This is a genomic window from Acidobacteriota bacterium (assembly GCA_016716715.1).
Taxonomy (GTDB): Bacteria; Acidobacteriota; Thermoanaerobaculia; order UBA5066; family UBA5066; genus Fen-183.
In genome coordinates this window covers 123,090-140,027 of the sequence record JADJVE010000006.1, presented here as the reverse complement: position 1 = coordinate 140,027, position 16,938 = coordinate 123,090, and the positions used below count along the sequence as shown (strand labels likewise).

General features: G+C 72.0%; 11 protein-coding genes. 2 read left to right on the top strand and 9 right to left on the bottom strand.

The window, feature by feature from the left end; genetic code table 11:
* Positions 1-6: 6 nt before the first annotated feature.
* Complete coding sequence (locus IPL89_11190; GenBank protein MBK9063742.1) at positions 7-1,992, bottom strand: hypothetical protein; 1,986 nt, start codon at positions 1,990-1,992, stop codon at positions 7-9.
* A gap of 67 nt (positions 1,993-2,059) precedes the next feature.
* On the opposite strand from IPL89_11190, the gene ftcD reads away from it, so the two are divergent.
* Together ftcD and IPL89_11180 are read left to right on the top strand one after the other, a co-directional pair.
* Positions 2,060-2,968: a glutamate formimidoyltransferase gene (gene ftcD / locus IPL89_11185; protein MBK9063741.1), complete on the top strand. Its 909-nt coding sequence runs from the start codon at positions 2,060-2,062 to the stop codon at positions 2,966-2,968.
* Entirely contained in the window at positions 2,965-4,380 is a 1,416-nt protein-coding gene (locus tag IPL89_11180) for a M20/M25/M40 family metallo-hydrolase (GenBank protein MBK9063740.1), read from the top strand. The genes ftcD and IPL89_11180 overlap by 4 nt, the downstream gene beginning before the upstream one ends.
* Before the next feature lie 9 nt (positions 4,381-4,389).
* Here the strand turns inward: IPL89_11180 and IPL89_11175 are convergent, their stop codons facing one another.
* The 8 genes from IPL89_11175 to lpxC form a co-directional block, all read right to left on the bottom strand.
* Complete coding sequence (locus tag IPL89_11175) at positions 4,390-7,704, bottom strand: hypothetical protein (protein MBK9063739.1); 3,315 nt, start codon at positions 7,702-7,704, stop codon at positions 4,390-4,392.
* Between the two features lie 199 nt (positions 7,705-7,903).
* Positions 7,904-10,507 carry a CHAT domain-containing protein gene (locus tag IPL89_11170; protein ID MBK9063738.1) on the bottom strand — a complete coding sequence of 868 codons (2,604 nt, stop codon included), beginning with the start codon at positions 10,505-10,507 and terminating at the stop codon, positions 7,904-7,906.
* 4 nt (positions 10,508-10,511) lie between these two features.
* A complete protein-coding gene (locus IPL89_11165; protein ID MBK9063737.1) occupies positions 10,512-11,168 on the bottom strand; it encodes a zf-HC2 domain-containing protein in 657 nt (218 codons plus the stop codon).
* Positions 11,152-11,709 (bottom strand): sigma-70 family RNA polymerase sigma factor, encoded by a 558-nt coding sequence (locus IPL89_11160; GenBank protein MBK9063736.1) that lies wholly within the window; start codon positions 11,707-11,709, stop codon positions 11,152-11,154. The genes IPL89_11165 and IPL89_11160 overlap by 17 nt, the downstream gene beginning before the upstream one ends.
* 36 nt (positions 11,710-11,745) lie before the next feature.
* A complete protein-coding gene (locus tag IPL89_11155; protein ID MBK9063735.1) occupies positions 11,746-13,152 on the bottom strand; it encodes a sigma-54-dependent Fis family transcriptional regulator in 1,407 nt (468 codons plus the stop codon).
* Between the two features lie 7 nt (positions 13,153-13,159).
* Positions 13,160-15,340 carry a HAMP domain-containing protein gene (locus tag IPL89_11150; protein MBK9063734.1) on the bottom strand — a complete coding sequence of 727 codons (2,181 nt, stop codon included), beginning with the start codon at positions 15,338-15,340 and terminating at the stop codon, positions 13,160-13,162.
* The gene (locus tag IPL89_11145) at positions 15,316-15,894 is read right to left on the bottom strand and encodes a DUF4390 domain-containing protein (GenBank protein ID MBK9063733.1); all 579 of its coding nucleotides are present in this window, start codon (positions 15,892-15,894) and stop codon (positions 15,316-15,318) included. Before IPL89_11145 ends, IPL89_11150 begins: the two co-directional genes overlap by 25 nt.
* A gap of 9 nt (positions 15,895-15,903) precedes the next feature.
* The gene (gene lpxC, locus IPL89_11140; GenBank protein MBK9063732.1) at positions 15,904-16,788 is read right to left on the bottom strand and encodes a UDP-3-O-[3-hydroxymyristoyl] N-acetylglucosamine deacetylase; all 885 of its coding nucleotides are present in this window, start codon (positions 16,786-16,788) and stop codon (positions 15,904-15,906) included.
* Positions 16,789-16,938: the final 150 nt, after the last annotated feature.

The following is a 16,938-nucleotide window of genomic DNA, read 5'->3' as shown; positions in this document are numbered from 1 at the left end:
TCCGGTCTAGGGCCGGACGGCGAGGTGTTTGATGAGGATCTTCGAGAGAAGGTCGGTGGCGCCGCGCGGGTACTTGCGGGCGAAGCGCAGGAGCCTCTGGGCGTCGGCGTCGCCTGGCCGCAGCTCCGTGGCCTCCTTGAGGGCGGCCAGGGCCTTCGCCATGTTCCCGGCCTGGAGGGCCTGGATCGCCGCGTTCACGTAGGCGTTCACGAGGTACTCCTCGACGTCCTGGTTCTTCGCGTCGCCCTTGCGGGCTTCCCAGAGGAGCTTGATCGCGCTCTCGTAGTCGCCCTCGTTGTAAGACCGGACCGCGCTCGAGAGCGCGGCGACCTGCTCGAGGGCTTTCCTGAGAGCGGCCGCGGCCTCCGCGTCCTGCGGGCGCGTCTTCACGACGGGATCGAGGTTCTTGACGGCGTCGATGTAGCGGCTCGAGGCGATCGCGGCGAAGCCCGCGACGCGCATCTCGTCGAGCGCCGCATCGCTCGGCGCGGCCGGCGCGGGGGTGGGCGCCGCGGAGGACTTCATCTTCTCGATCCGGACGAGGGCCTCGTTGTGGCGCGGGTCCGCGTCGGGGATCTTCACGAGGATGCCGATCGCGTCGTCGATCTTGCCGGCGTCGAAGAGCGCCTGCGCTTTCAGGAACGCGTCGTCGGCGGGCCGCACGGGGCCGCCGGTCTTCGGGGCGCCGGGGCCTGCGGCCGTCGCGGGCGCCGGGCGGTTTCGGCGCAGGAACCAGTACGTCCCCGCGCCGACGACGGCGAGGAGAACGAGGCCGGCGGCGAGGAGGACGCGCAGGTCGACGCGGCTCTTGACCTTCGGGAGCGTCGCGCGCTCCGGGATGGACCCCGAGGCGGACATGCCGTCTTCGATCGGCGAAACGTCGTCGGCGAACGACGGGGCGTGCGGCGCCTCGATCTCGTTCCGCATGAAGTCCGAGTCGGGCGTCGAGGTAGACGCGGGCGCGCCGCCCGCTCCGGGCGTCGAGAGCGCGGCCTCGATCTGGTTCAGGTAGCCGCGGGCCGTCGCGTCGTGCTCGGAGAGCGCGAGAACGTCGAGGAACTTGTTGCGCGCCCCCGCGAGGTCGCCCGCTTCGTACGACTGGACGCCCTCGGAGAGGAGCATGTCGATCTTGCGGGCCGTCTCGGCCTGCGCTTCCCGCGCCGAATCGATGCGCCGCGAGGCTTCCTCGTTCGAGAGGTCGATGAGGAAGACCCGGCTCCAGAGGTCGATCGCCTCCTGCGCGTTGCCGCGCGCGAAGGCCTCGTCGCCCTGCTTGAGGAACTGCGTGATGCGCGCGTCGACCTGGCCGCCGGCGCCGGACATGGGGCGCGGCGCGGCGGCCGGCTTGGCCTCGGGCGCCGCGGGTGCGTCCGCCGGCCCGGGTTCCGGTGCCGGAGCGGGCATCGGCGGCGGCGCGCCGGGCGCGAAGGAGGCGGGGGCTTCGAGGGGCGCGCCGACCAGCGAATTCCCGCTTCCGCCGAGGCTCAGGTCGTCGAGACCGGCGAACGGGTCGCTGCCGGCAACGGGGGCGAACGAGGGCGGCGGCGGCACGGCGGGCGCGGGTGGCGGCGTCGGAGGAGCCGCCGGGGCCCGGGGCGCGGCCTCGTCGCCGAAGACGAGGTCGTCCATGGCGCCCTGGGGGGCGGACGGGGCCGCCCCGGGGAACGCGTCGCGGAGGGGCGGCGCGGGCGGCGCCTTCGGGACGGCCGGCAGCTCGGCCGAGCCGGGCAGCTCCTCGACCGCGCTCTCGAATCCGAGGAACTCCGAGAAGCGATTGACGTCCACGGGGGCGCCGGGCGCCGCGGTGCGGAGCGCGTCCAGGAGCGCCCGGGCCGGAGCGAAGCGGCCGTCCATCTTGAGGATGAAGTCGCAGCCGAGAAGGGCCTCGTCGGCCTTGCCGGACTGGGCGAGAGAAAGGGTGTGCCGGAAGGTCTGGAGGACCTTGTCCCGCGCCTCCGGCGAAAGGGCGGCGCTGCCCGCGTACGAAGCCATTGGACGAATGCTAGCAAGAACCTCCCGCCGACGCGTCGGGTACGATCGCGGCCTCGCGGGAGGCGACATGGCACGGCTCATCGAATGCATCCCGAACGTCAGCGAAGGGCGGCGCGACGAGGTCGTCGCGGCCATCGCCGCGGCGGCCGTCCAGGCGGCGCCCGGCGTCGTCCTCCTCGACCGGACGTCGGATTCCGACCACAACCGTTCGGTCCTCACGTTTCTCGGCGACGGCGAGCCGCTCGTCGCCGCGATGACGGCGCTCGTCGAGGCGTCGCTCGCGGCGATCGACCTCCGGACGCAGAGGGGCGCGCACCCGCGCCTCGGCGCCGTCGACGTCATCCCGTTCGTCCCCGTGCGCGGCGCCACGAACGCCGAGTGCGTCGCCCTCGCGAGGACGCTCGGAAAGACGCTCGCCGAACGCTTCTCCCTTCCCGTGTACCTCTACGAGGACGCGGCCGCGACGCCCGAGCGCCAGAACCTCGCGAACATCCGCAAGGGCGAATTCGAGGGCCTCGCGAAGAAGATGGAAGACCCCGCGTGGAAGCCCGACTTCGGGCCGGCCGTGCCCCATCCGTCCGGCGGCGCCGTCGTCGTCGGCGCGCGCGCGCCGCTCATCGCCTACAACATCAACCTCGCGACCGCGGACCTCGCCGTGGCCGACCGCATCGCGAAGGCGATCCGCCACCTCTCGGGCGGCTACCGCTTCGTGAAGGCGATGGGAGTGAAGCTCGAAGCGCGCGGCCAGGTGCAGGTCTCGATCAACATGACGAACTTCGAGAAGACCCCGCTCCACCGCGTCTTCGAGACCGTGAAGAGCGAGGCCGAGCGCCAGGGAGTCTCGGTCGTCGGCTCCGAGATCGTCGGTCTCGTCCCGCAGGCCGCGCTGCTCGCGGCCGCCGGCCACTACCTGCGCCTCGAGGCGGATCCCGGCCCGCAGGTGCTCGAAAACAAGCTCCTCGAAAGGCTTTCATGAAGATCTTCGCCGTGGGCCTGCTCGCGTCCGCGCTCGCCGCCGCTCCTCTCGCGTCGGCCCCGCCGCTCCTGACGGACGGCATGCGCGCGGACGTCGCGTCGCTCGTCACCTCGGGGAAGGCCACGGACGGCGCCTACGAGACGATCCGCGAGCTGCTCGAGGCCGCGGGCCCGCGCCTCGCGGGCTCGCGCGGCGACGCCCTCGCGGTCGCGTGGGCCAAGCGGGCCCTCGAGGCCCGCGGCTTCTCGAACGTTCACACGGAACCCGTGACGGCGCCGCACTGGGAGCGCGGCGAGGAGAGCGGCGAGCTCCTCCTCCCGATCCCGCTCCGCCTCTCGCTCTGCGCGCTCGGCGGCAGCGTCGGGACGGCGCCCGAAGGCGTGGAGGCCGACGTCGTCGAAGCGACGTCGCTCGAGGGCGTCGACGCTCTCGGCGAGAAGGCGAAGGGGAAGATCGTCCTGATCTGGAAGGTCATGGAGCGCACGGGCGAGGGCAGCGGCTACGGTGCGACCGTACCCATCCGGTCGAATGGAGCGAGCCGGGCGGCGAAGGTTGGCGCCGTCGCCGTCGTGATCCGGTCGGTCGGCACGTCGAATGCGCGCTTCCCGCACACGGGCGCGATGAACTACGCCGAGGGCGACGCGAAGATTCCCGCGGCGGCGCTCGCGGTCAACGACGCGGACCTCCTCCATTCGTACCTGTCGAAGGGGACGCGCGTGCGCCTGAAGATGAAGCTCGGGGCGCGGACGCTCCCCGACGCGCAGACCGCCAACGTCGTCGGCGAGATCCCGGGCCGCGAGAAGCCCGGCGAGATCGTCCTCGTGGGCGGCCACCTCGACTCGTGGGATCTCGGGATGGGGGCCATCGACGACGGCGCGGGCTGCGGGATCGCGATCGAGTCGGCGCGCCTCGTCGGGAAGCTCCCGAAACGGCCGCGCCGGACGATTCGCGTCGTCCTTTTCGCGAACGAAGAGAACGGCCTCGCGGGCGGACGGGCCTACGCGAAGGCCCACGCGGACGAGCTCATCAAGCACGTGGCGGCCGTCGAGACCGACTCCGGCGCGGGACGCGTGAGGGGATTCGCCTGGAGCGCGGGCCCGGCGACGGAGCCGCTCATGAAGGAGCTGGGCGCGGCGCTCGCGCCGTTCGGGCTCGGTGAGGTGACGAAGGGCGGCGGCGGCGCCGACATCTCTCCGATGCGCGCTGCGGGCGTCCCGATGTTCTCGCCCGTGCAGGACTCCTCGCGCTACTTCGACATCCACCACACGGCGGACGACACGTTCGACAAGATCGACCGCGAGGAGCTCAACACGGGCGTCTCGGCGATCGCCGCCCTCCTCTACACGCTTGCGGAAACGGACGCCCCGATCGAGAGGATTCCGGAAGCCGAGCGCGAGCGCCGGAGGCGCTGAGGGCCCGTTTCATCGCGCCATCGGCACGTAGGCGCCGTCGCCGGTCCTCTGGCCCGGCTGGCCTCCGTCGTTCACGACTCCGTAGGCGATCCACGGGGCGCTTCCGGCCGTGCGGGAGACCTTGACCCAGCCGGAGCTCACGCCGGCCTGGGCGAGCGGGCCGCTCAGCTGCCCCCACTCGCCCGGGTCGAGCGTCATCGACTGGCTGGCGCGCACGCCTCCGCCCGCGCCGTCGAAGATCTCGAAGAGAAGCGTGATCGGTCCTGCCTGGGCGCCGTAACCCGTGTTGACCGCCGCGACGTTCGAGCGGTTGTTCGCATCCGCGCGCAGGCCGTAGAGGAAGGCCGTCGCCGCCGCCTCGTCGCCCGCGAGGGCCGCGGACGAGAAGAGGCCGAACTGGCCGCCGGCGGGAGAGGGCGCGGCGGTGCGCGAGCCCGCGAAGATTTCGCCCACCGCGGCTCCCGACGAAACGAAGACGTTCAGGGCGCCGGCGTCGGCGCCGCCGGCGGCGCCGACGGCGATGTTGTGGCTGCGCAGCCAGTCGATGGCGTTCGGGATGATCCGCTGGGTCTTCGGCGGGAGCGTGATGAGGATGCTCTGGTTTCCCGGGCCGGGTGTCTCGAGCGCCTCGACGTACGTCAGGACGAAGTCGCCGGGCTTCGTCGAGCCGTTCGTCAGGACGAGCTCGCTGAGGAAAGCTCCCGTCTCGACGAGAACCGGAACGTTCATGAAGAGCGGGCGCGGCTCGACGGCATTGGGTGTGACGAAGGAGCCGTCGTTCGTGCCGTTGTCGTTGATGACCCCATAGGCCGAGAAGGAGCCGGCGGCGGAGGTTCTCTTCACCTCGACCCATCCGTTCGTCATGCCGGCGGTGTTCAGGACGCGGTTGTACTGCTTCCATCCCCACGCGGGCAGCACGTCGGCGGCGGCCACGATGGCGCTTGCGCCGCTGCCGTCGCCGGAGACGGCCTTCACCTCGACGGTGACCGGCTGGCTGGAGGTGTTGTAGACGGCCACGTTGGAGCGGTCCGTCGCGGATTCGCGCAGGGCGTAGACGCGGAGCGTCCCGGCCGACGCCGCGTCCGGATCGATGGCCGCGTACGCGAGCCCGGCCCGGCCCGCGGGCTGCGGCGCGGTGGTGGCCGCGGCCGTGCGCGCGAGGACGCCGACGGCTTCGGGGTCCGAGACGTCTGTGAACGAGAGGAGGAGCGTTCCGGCCTGCTGCCCGTCGGTCGCCACGGGAACTCCGTTCTGGCGGAGATAGCCGATCACGTCGGGGACGTCGAACTGCGTGCGGGCTCTCACGGGGACGCTCACGGAGCCGCCTCCCGAGCCGAGCGACGGCGTGTACGTCATCGTCACCTGCGTGTCGGACGTCCCGCGGTTCGTGACGCTCATGTCGGTCGTGTAGCGGGTCGTGCCCGTGTCGACGTCGAGGACGACGGGTACGAGCCGGCGCGTGGCCCCGATCGTCGGAAGCGAAAGAACGCTCTCGCCCGCCGTGCCGAGGTGAAGGGTTCCTCCCGATGCGAGGATGGAGCGCACGGCGAGACCGCGCGCGCTCTCGGAGACGAGCGTCCAGGTGGCGCCGCCGTCGTCGGAGACGTACGGACCGGCGCGCGTGCCCGCGTAGAGGCGCGAGCCGGAAGCCGAGATGTCGTAGACGGGCTCGTCGTTCGGGATGCCTGTCTGGGATCGGGCCCACGTCGCGCCGACGTCCGTGCTTCGGAAGAGACCGTACTGCGTGCCCGAGGCCCCGCCGACGGCGGCCCAGAGCGTGCTCCCGGTGAACGCCACCTTCGAAACTTCCCAAAGGCCGCCCGGAAAGAGGGCCCCTCCCGCCACGTAGTGAGCCCCGCCGATCGACCGGTACAGGACGGACCCGCTCGCGAGAACGATGTTGCTCCCGCTGACCGCGAGGGTCCTCGCTGCGAACGGGACCGGCGGGGAGACCGCCTGCCATCCCAGGAACATGTCGGAGGTTCGATAGAGGCTGGTGCCGAGCAGATTCGCGGCATAGAAATACCCGTCCGCCGCGGTCAGGGTCAGCGGGAACGTGTTTCCCGGCAGGTTGTACGCGCCGATCCAGGTCGCGCCGCAGTCCGTCGAGTAATTGAGGGACTGGCTGGCCCCCCCCGCGAAGGCGAGCGATCCGGTCGCCGCGAGGACGCCGATGTTCTGGTTCGCAAAGGAGGGACCGGCCGTCGTCCACGTCGCGCCGCCGTTCGTGGACCGATAGAGCCCGCTCGCCTCGCCCGGCGTCGCCGCGAGGATCGAACCCCCGCAGGCCGCCATGCCGGGGACGGTCAGGTTCGTGAGCCCGGCGTTTCGACCCTGCCATGTCACGCCGCCGTCTCCCGAGAAGAAGACGCCCGCGTTCGTCGCGGCCCACGTGCCCTCGGGTGTCGCCAGAAGCCGGTTCAGAGTCCGGCCGCCGATTCCCGCGTGCGGGCCCGTCCAGGACGCCCCGCCGTTCGTGGACCGATAGATGGCCGGGTTGCTCGTCGTGCTTCCGTTCACTCCCGCGAGGAGGACTCCGTTTCCGCCGCCGACAGCCCCGAGCGTCGTCGGCGGAAGGTCCGCGGGTGTGCTCCCCGCGCGCGCGATCGACCAGGACGCCCCGCTGTTCGTGCTGCGCCAGACGGCGCCGAACACGACGACGGCCGGGTGGCCGTCCACGTCTGCGGCAGAGGAGACCTGGTTCGAGGGCAGGCCGGTGCTGGACAGCGAGAACGTCCGGCCGCCGTCGGTGGAACGCCAGGCCCCGGAAGCGCGCATGACGAGAAGGATCGAGCCGTCGGCGGCCGTCATGAGCAGGAGCGCGCGATCCGCACCGAAGACGACGATCCCGCTCGCCGCCGCGTCACACCTTCCTGTCGCCGGGTCGCAGCGAAGAACCGGGCTCGCCCCGCCCGTGGACGGTGTCTGGGTCAGGCCCACAAGGACGGTCCCGTCCGCGAGGGGCAGGACGGCTGAAGCACCCGTGGCGTAATGAGCGAAGCTCGACGAGAAGCGGCGGGAGGACCCCGACCGGAGCGAAGCGGACTCGAGCCCCCGGTCTGTCGCCGTGTAGAGCCAGTCGCCCCCGCAACGAGCGGCCCGCGCCGTCGAAGCGCGGCCGGTCAGCGCGCGAAGCGGAATGAATCCCCAGCCGTTCGAAACGGACGGGGATGCGATCCACGAGGACTCGCCATACGCGAGGACCGATCCGGCGGGAGGCGCCATCCACGACAGGTCGCATCCGAGCGCTCGAAGCTCGCCAAGGTCCGAGACCGCCCCTCCGTTCAGCTCGGCCGGCGCCGCGAGAGCTCCGACGTCGACCATCGGGAGCCGGGTGCGCAGTTCGCCGCGATGATCCTCCGGGTACCAGCAGTGCCAGGCAAAGAGCCTTTCGCTTCCAACACAGCAGCCAAGACCTCCCGGCACTACGAGGAGGATGAAGAGAAGGAAACCTATCCGGGCGTTCCACCGACGGCGCATTTTCTTCCTCCGTCCAGAAGACGGAGACGAGGCCCGTTTCTTCTCAGCGTTGCTCGGGAGACCGCGCGAAACCGTCGGACGGACCTTCCGCTTTTCGGCGGGCCATCAGGATCAGGATCGCCGCGAGGCTCGCGGCCGTGACGAGAATCACAAGCGCCGCGATCCACGGATTTCCGGCCGCCCGGATCGGGGTGATCGTTCCATCGCCCAGCAGAACGAACGCCGCCCACGCGGCCGGAGGCCGACCCCGCGCGCGTAGGTTCCTCTGCGTGGCCGCCAGGGCCGCCGAGGCCGTGCGCCCTCCGGCGAGGTTCGCGTAGAACGCCTTCGAGAATTCCTCGGCCTCGTCGTCCCGGACGGCCCAGAGCGTTCCGAGAACGGCGCGGGCGCCGCTCAAGAGAAAGGCCGAAGAGAGTCCGAGAGCGCCCTCTCCGTGAATATACGCGCCGGTGGTGCTCCGGCAGGCCGCGAGGATCACGAGCTGGCCGCTCAGGGGAAGCCGCCGGATCTCCTCGAGATTCAGCCGGCCGTCTTCGCCGTCTCCGGGCGCGAGGAGCAGCACGGAGCGCACGGCGCCTTCGTCGTCCGCGAGGGCATGAGCTCCGAGGTGAAGGACACCGTAAGACGCGAACGACGTCTTCTTGAGCGCGCGTTCGCTCGCCTCGGCGCCGACGAGGAGACGGCTGCCCGAGCCGGCGCGGGCCACGAGAGACCGCCCTTCGCGCTGCGCAAACAACAGAGGTCCCAGGCGGCCCGACCGCTCGACCGGGCCCGCGGCGGCCGATCCGGCGGCCGGCGACAGGCTCGGATCCGCGAACGAGACAGCGGCAGCTCCCGGTCGGGCGAGACCGCGCAGCCGCAGCCAGACCGTCGCCGACGGGATCGTCACGAATTCGTACCTCGAGACGACGGGGTCGACTCCGGGGCTCGGCCGCAGGAGATTCAGCGGGAGGGTGTGGAGCGCCCTGTCGGGAACGACGAGCAGACGCCTCACACCGGCCGGGAGGGAAGACAGAGCCTCCTTGAGGAGGACATCGTAGAGAGCCGCGGCCCCCGTCGCCTCGTGCCCCGAGCGGCCTTCCACGAGTCCGACGAGCAGGGACGCCTGCTCCTCGAGCCCTTTTCGGTGGGTCTTGAGCCGGAAGAAGCGGACCGATTCCCGAGAGACCGTGAAGACCCAGGAGCCGCCGTCGAAGGCTGACGAAACATTCGAATGCTCTGCGTTGATCAGGAAAGACAGGAGCGCCTCGTCGGGCGCGAGGGCCGCCCGCACGTCCTCCAGAGATGCGAAGGCCGGCGCGACGTCGCGGATCTGGGCTGCCGCGTCGAGGGAGTCGAGGAGGCTTCTCGCCTTCATGCGTTCCGAGATCCGAAAGGCCAGCGCGATATCGGTCGTCGGGACGTCTTCAGGCCGGTCGAGAAGCGCGCCCGAGAGCAGGTAGCCAGCGGCGCGGTAATAGAGGAGATTCCACTGCCCGAAGCGCACGGCGCGAGACTCCGCCGAGGCCGGCCCGGTGCGTGTCGCCTCGGCGGCGTGGAGGCTGGCGAGTGAGGCACGGACCGCCTCCTCGCGGGGCCCGACCTCCCATAGTGCCCGCGAGAAAACGAACCGGCAACGCGTCTCTTCCGCTGGGTCACCTGCCCGCGTGGCACTCTCGACCGCTTCCCGCAAGAGATCGAGGCCCTCTCGGCGGCCACTCTTCGCCAGACGGAATCCCGCGGCGCGAAGGGCCATCCGGAGTTGGACACCGTCACCGAGCCGGCGGGCCGCGACCAGCCCCCGAAGGGCGTGCGTCAGTCCTTCTTCACCGTCGTCGATCTCCGAGAGAGTGAAGCGCGCGGTGACCTCCGCCCTCAGGTTTCCGGTGCGTTCCGCCCGGTCGAGCGCCTCCTCGGCGAGCGAGCGCTTCAGCTTCACGTCGCGCGTCGAGAAGGCCATGTTCGCGAGCACGCTCGCGATGCGCGCGGTTTCTCCAAGGCGCTCGAGGACCGCGATCTGACTCCGGTACGCCGCTAGGCTTTCCGGATACCGGGCCACCGTCCAGAGCAGCACGGCCCGCGTCTCGTGCCAGTTCGCGAGCAGAGAGTCATCGCCGGACGCGTGCACGGCTTCCTCTCCCGCGTCCAGCCTCGTGAGCCCGCCGACAGGGTCCTGACGACGACTTGCGACGAGTGCCTCCTGAAGCCGGACGCGAGCCACCGCGTCCGGCCGACCGGACTTCGTGGCGAGCTCGTCGGCCCGCCGGAGCTCCCGCTCGGTTTCCTCGAACCGCCTCTTCCGCGAGAAGAAGTCCGCCAGCGCCGCGCGCGCCACGGCCTCTCCCCGGAGATCTCCGGCCGCGTTGAATGCGGCGACGGCGCTCACGAGCGTCGCCTCGGCCTGTGGCGCGCCAGCGAAGGCCTCACGTGCTCCGAGGACGCGAAGGAGCCAGCCGCCGGCTCTGCCCTCGTCCCGGAGCGCGGAGAGCCGCGTCCCGACCGCCGGCGCCGAGGCGGGAATCCAGCTCGCCTTTTCAAAGCACAGGGCGGCCCGTTCTTCGTCTCCCTTCCGGAGCAGCCGCTCGCAGTCCTCGAGCGAATCGCCGCGAGACGACGACGACGACGCGAGGATGACGATCGCGGCGGCTGCCGGGAGTCCGCGCCGCACGGCGTCACTCCACGGTCGTCACGAACGTCGGAGAAGAGAGGCCAGGTGAATCAGGTGATGTCGACCGGACGTTCCAGACGACGTTGGAACCCGTAGGGAGATCCGCGAGGAGACGGTCCTCGACGAGGAACTCGGGCACCGTGAGGCCCTCGGCGCGCGCGACCGGCGTCAGATCTTCTTTTGCGACGAGAACCGAGTAGCGGGAGCCAGCGGGTCCGGGCGTCCATCGGAGGCGGAAGGCGGCGCGCGGGAGCGGGCGATCGGGTTCCAGAAGAGACCGGAGCTCCACGGCGGCGCCCGCACGATACGAAGGCGAACCTGCCGGGCGGAAGCGGCTCACGACCACGAGCCCGGCAGCGAGGACGACGACCGCCGCCGCGGCCAGCGGCCAGAGGGTCCGGAACGACATCTTCGGCCGCGCGGCACCGAGGCGGGTCGAGGCGCGGTCCGCCCAGCTCTTCACGTCCGGAAAGAGACGGACGATCTCCGCGCACGTCTCGCACGAGGCGACGTGCTCCGCGAAGGCCGCTCGTTCCGCGTGCGGGAGCTCGCCGGCGGCTCCGCGCGCGAGAACCCCGGAGGACGGGCAGGGCCCGGTCGGGACGGCGCCGCGCCGCCAGAGGGCTTCGAGCTCCTCGAGATCTTCAGGGCGCGGTTCCATCGTTCCCTTCCCTTCTGCGGAGCTCCGACCTCAGGCTTTCGAGGCCGCGGTACGCGAGGTTGCGCGCCTTCGCCGGACTCCAGCCCATGATCCGGCCGACCTCGTCGGGCCGAAAACCGCGGAGGTGGAGCCGAACCGCGGACCGGCGGGGCTCGGCCAGCGAGTCGACCGCAAGTCGCAGCACATCGAACCTCTCCTTCTGCAGCACCTCGGCCTCGGGGCTGAGGTTCAGCGAAGGGGGGCCTTCAGCTGTCGATGCCTCGTTGCCAGTGCGCGCGGCTTCCAGCGGTTCCTCCCTGTGGCTCCTGGCTGTCCGGATTGCGTCCACGGTCGCGGTGAGAGCCACCCTGCAGAGATAAGACGGAGGGCTTGTGATTTCCGTCCCACTTTGAAGAGCTCTCCAGACGCGAATCCGGGCTTCCTGCTCGACGTCGTCCGCGAGGACTCCGGAACGGCCGGGCGCAAGCCGCTCGATGGCGCGCCGCAGAAGGCCGCCGTACTCGTGCAGGATCTCCTCCAAGCGATCGTCCGGTGTCGGCATTCGCTTTCGCCGGGCTCCGGGAATCGGTCCCCGAGCCTAGTCGGCGCCCTTCTCGCCGTCGAGGCCGAGGGACTTCATCTTGCGGTGGAGCGTCGTGCGGTCGAGGCCGAGGCGCTCGGCCGCGCGCGACACGTTGCCCTTCGTCTCGGCGAGGACGCGCGCGAGGTAACGCTTCTCGAACGCCTCGCGCGCCTCGGCCAGCGGGAGCGTGCCCACGATCTCCTCGGCGGCGTGCGAACCGGAGACGGTGCGGGGCGCGCCCTCCACGGGCGGCAGGTCCGCGAGTCGCACGGAGGGACCGGGCGTCATGAGGAGGACGCGTTCGACGAGGTTCTGAAGCTCGCGGACGTTGCCGGGCCAGCGCCGCGTCGCGAGCGCGTCGAGCGCGGCCGGCTCGAACGTCTTCGCGCGCCGCCCGCGCCTCCGGGCGACCGACTCCGCGAAGTGGGCCACGAGGAGCGGGACGTCCTCGGGCCGCTCGGCGAGCGGCGGAACGACGAGGGGGACGACGGCGAGCCGGAAGTAGAGGTCCTCGCGGAACGTGCCGGCCCGGATCATCGCGGGGAGGTCGCGGTTCGTCGCCGCAACGATCCGCACGTCCGTCGCCACCGTCTTCGTGCCGCCGACGCGCGTGATCTTTCCGTCCTGGATCGCGCGCAGAATCTTTGCCTGCGTGCGGGGCGACATGTCGCCGATCTCGTCGAGGAAGAGCGTCCCGCCGTCGGCCTGTTCCCACTTGCCCTTGCGGTCCTCGAAGGCTCCCGTGAACGACCCCTTCACGTGGCCGAAGAGCTCGCTCTCGATGAGCTCCTCGGGGATCGCAGCGCCGTTGACCTCGACGAACGGGCCCGCGGCGCGCGGCGAGGCGCGATGCAGCGCCCGCGCGACGAGCTCCTTGCCCGTCCCGCTCTCGCCCGTGATGAGGACGCGCGCGTCCGAGGCGCCCGCCCGGGTGATCTCGGACTTCAGGCGCGACATCGCGGCGCTCTCGCCGAGGAGGACCTCCCCCTCTGCGGCTCGCGCGTCGCGGCTCGCGAGCTCGCGCTTGAGGTCGTCGCGCTCGCGCGCGAGGCGTGTGCGCTCGAGCGCCTTCTCGAGCGTCAGGAGGACGCGCTCGAGGGCGAGCGGCTTCTCGAGGAAGTCGTCCGCCCCGCGCTTGACGGCCCCGACCGCCGTCTCGACCGTGCCGTGGCCGGAGATCATGATGACGGGGCCGGCGAATCCGCCCGCGCGGAGCCGGTCGAGGACCGCGAGTCCGTCCCCGTCCGGCAGCCAGACGTCGAGGAGGACGGCGTCGGGCGGCGCGTCGCCCAGCGCCCGCCGGACGGCGTCCTGCCCGAGGCCGACCGCGTCGACGGAGTAGCCTTCGTCGTCGAGGATCTGCCCGAGCGTCTCGCGGATCCCGGGCTCGTCGTCGCAGACGAGGACGCGCGCCGCGCTCATGCGCGCCTCACGCCGCAGGCCATTCGAGGAGGAATCGGCATCCGTGGGGTGCATTCTCCTCCACGCGCACCGTGCCGCCGTGCTCGGCCGCGATCCGCGCGACGATCGCGAGGCCGAGGCCCGAGCCCCTGCCCTTCGTCGAGTACTCCGCGTCGAAGACGCGCTCGCGGTCCGCGGCGGCGATTCCGGGGCCGTCGTCCTCGACGGAGACGACGGCGCGGCCATCCGCGACGCGTACGGCCACCCGGACTCGTCCGCCCTCCGGCGTCGCGGCGACCGCGTTGTCGACGAGGTTGATGAGCGCGCGGCGGAGCTGGCCCGCGTCGGCCCGCGCGGGCGCGAGACCCTCCGGCGCCTCGGCCGTCACGGCAATCCCGCGCTTGACGCCGTCGTAGAGCTTCGCGACCTGGTGGGCGACGGCGCCGAGGTCCGTGGGCGCGAGGACCGCCGCGGGCAGGCGCGCGAAGCGCTGGAACGTGTCCACGAACGCCGAGAGCGCGGTGACCTCCTGGACGATCGTCGAGGCGCCTTCCTCGACGACGCGGGGGAGGCCGTCGCCGGAGTCGGCCGAGGATGCCGCGCGGCGGCGCATGCGCTCGGCGGCGAGGCGGATCGGCGTGAGCGGGTTCTTGATCTCGTGGGCCATGCGGCGCGCGGCCTCTTCCCACGCGGCCGCCCGCTCGGCGGCGACGAGGGCCGTCGTGTCTTCGAGCGTGACGATGCTGGGCCCGGCGCCGCCCGACCCGGCAGGCGCCTGCGCGAGGTGCGCCTCGAGGACGCGCCGGCCGATCTTGAGCGTCTCCTCGCGCGGCCCTGCACTGCGCGCGCGGGTCAGGAATTCGCGGAGCGGGGCGAGGAGAGCGGGCGCGAGGAGGTCGTCGAGACGCTCGACGGGGCCCTCGCAGTCGAGGAGGCGGCGCGCCGTGTCGTTCAGGAAGGCGAGACGGCCGTCCTCCCAGAACGCGACGACGCCCGCGTCCAGGCGCTCGAGGATCGAGCCGAATCTCTGGCGCTGCTCGTCCAGCTGCCGGTTCGTGGCCTCGAGCTCCGCGTTCGCGGCGACGAGCTCGGTCCGGCGCCGCCTCAGCTCGGACGTCATCGCGTTGAACGCGCGCGACAGCGCACCGATCTCGTCTCCGCCCTCCACCTCGACGAGCGCGTCGAAATCGCCCGCGCCGACGCGTCGCGCCGAGGCTGCGAGCGCTCCGATCGGACGCGTCACGCGCCGCGCGAGGAGCAGCCCGACCCAGACCGCGGCGAGGAGGACGACGAATGCGAGGAGGAGAAAGAGGAGGATCTGGATCGCCTCGAGCGAGGCGCGCTCGGCCTTCAGCATCGCGTAAGCGGAGGTCGCGCGGCCGAGCTCCCGGATGGGCTCGGCCTCGGCGGGAGGCTCGAACGTGCCGACGAGAAGCGTTCCGGACGGCGAGGCGAAGAGCGACCGGCCGGTCTGCCCGCCGTCGTGCGTCGCCTCGATCCGGCGCGAGACGCCGCGGGCCTTCGCGTCGGCCACCCAGTCCGCTGCGGCGTCGGCGACGTCGCGGACCGGCCAGCGCGGAGAGCTCACCGCGACGGGCGGGGCGCCGGGCTGCCGCCACTCGAGGTAGTCCACGCCGGACTCCTCACGCGCGGACGACAGGAGCGCGACGAGGTCTTTCTCGGGCGCGGCCGCGAGCCGCGGCAGGAGCCGGTCGGCCGTCCGGCGCTCGAGGGCGGCGGAGCGGGCGCGCACGAGGTCGGCGACCTGCCGGCCCGCGCGGATCGTGTTCTCCACGGGCGGCGCGAACCAGCGCTCGACGCTCTTCTGCAGGAGGCCCGTCGTCGGGAGGATCAGGAGCGAGATCGGGAGCAGCGCGAGCCCGACGTACGCCGCGACGACGCGCGCGCGAAAGCGGGAGCCGAAGACGCCGCGCCGCGACTCGAGGACGAGCTTGACGCCGTTGCGCACGAGGACGAACAGGAGCACGAGGATGAGAACGACGACGATGTAGAAGAGGACGAAGATCAGGACGCGGTTCGTCGCGGCGGCGGCCGTGAGGTCGCGCGTCCTGAGGACGAGCGCGTACCCGCCCGCGAACGCGGCGCCGAGCACGAGGCCGATTCCGAGGAGAATCCGGTTGTCGCGCGTCCACCGGTACGGCGGGACGGGCGGCACGGACTCCGTCAGCGGGCGCTCGCCGCCGTCCATTCGAAGATCCCCGACCGTGCCCAGTCGGTCTCGTCGCTCGTCGGCACGACGCCGAGCGCGACCCCGCTGCCGTAGCGGCAGCGCAGGCGCACGACGAGCTTCTTGCCGAGAAGGTGGTCGCCCATCGTGAAGACGGGCAGGCCCGGCACGCGGGAGAGCGCCGCGGCGGCTTCGTCCCGTGCCGGGACGACCTGCGTGTCGAGGAGGCGTGCGTCGAGGCGCCGCTCGACGAGGTAGTCGGACGTGTCGGGCCGGTACGTCGCCGTCACGGCGTAGAGGCGCTCGTCCTTCAGCGCGTCCCACCAGAGGTTGCGGAAGACGAAGAGGCGGATCGTCCACCCGACGGTCGTCGGGAGCCCGGACGCGAGGCGCTGGCGCACCGCCTCTGGCAGACCCGGGGAGAGCTTCGCCTCGACGTGGAGCTCGCGGCCCGTCAGCCAGCTCGAGACGCCCGGAACCTCGGCGGCGGGAGGAGCCTGGGCGGACGCCGTTCCGGCGAAGGCGAGAAGGGTTCCGAGGAGGAGGGAGGCCGTCGGCCCGGGGCGCGTGCGCACCCGCGGACTTTAGCGGTTTACGTGACGGGCTGCGGCCGCGGGGGCGCGGGAAGGCGCGTGCTGCTCCGCGCGGACCTCTTCGCGGAGGAGCGCGGCGAGGCTGGCGTGCATCGCGTGCCCGGCCTTGTGCGCGACCACGTGGCCGGTGACGGGGCGCCCCACGAGCGCGAGGTCGCCGAGCAGGTCGAGAACCTTGTGGCGGACGAACTCGTCCGGGAAGCGCAGGTCGCCGTTCTCGACACGGTCCTCGCCGACGACGATGCAGTTCTCGGGCGAGGCGCCGCGGGCGAGGCCGTGCTGCTTCAAGAGCTCGTACTCGGACAGGAATCCGAACGTGCGCGCGGGCGCGACGTGCGTCGCGTACGTCTCGGGCGAGAGCATGACGGTGAGCGACTGGCGCCCGACGGCCGGGTTCGGGAAGTCGATCGTGTACGTCACGCGCAGGTCGCGCGCGGGCCGGATCTCGAGCTTCTTGCCGCCTGCCGCGGTCAGCGACAGAACGCGCGAAGGCGTGAACGGCGCACGCAGCGCCGCGAGCGGGGCGATGCCGGCCTTCGAGAAGGCTTCGAGCCACGGCAGCGCGCTCCCGTCGAGGATCGGGATCTCGGGCCCGTCGACCTCGACGAGAACGTTGTCGAGCCCGGCGCCGACGGCGGCCGAGAGAAGGTGCTCGACGGTGCTCACGTCGCGGCCGCGCTCGCCGAGCGACGTCGCGTGATCGAAGCGGCCCGCGGCTTCGGCGATGGCGGGGACGAACGCGTCCACGTCGGTGCGCCAGAACACGATCCCGTGGTTCGCCCCCGCGGGACGGAGCACGGCGTGGACGTGGCGGCCGCTGTGGAGGCCGATTCCCGAGAGCCGGACCGGCCGGGCAAGCGTGGTCTGCAGAAGCATCGCCCGCCCGTTTTGCACGGCGGGTGCCACGCCCGGTCCCCCGTGTTTGCAGAGAGTTGCGTGCAGCCGGCGGCCGGCGGCGGCACCCGCGGTGCGGCGATTCCGCGGCGACTGCGGCGAAATCGCCACAGTTCCTGGGACGCCCTCTGG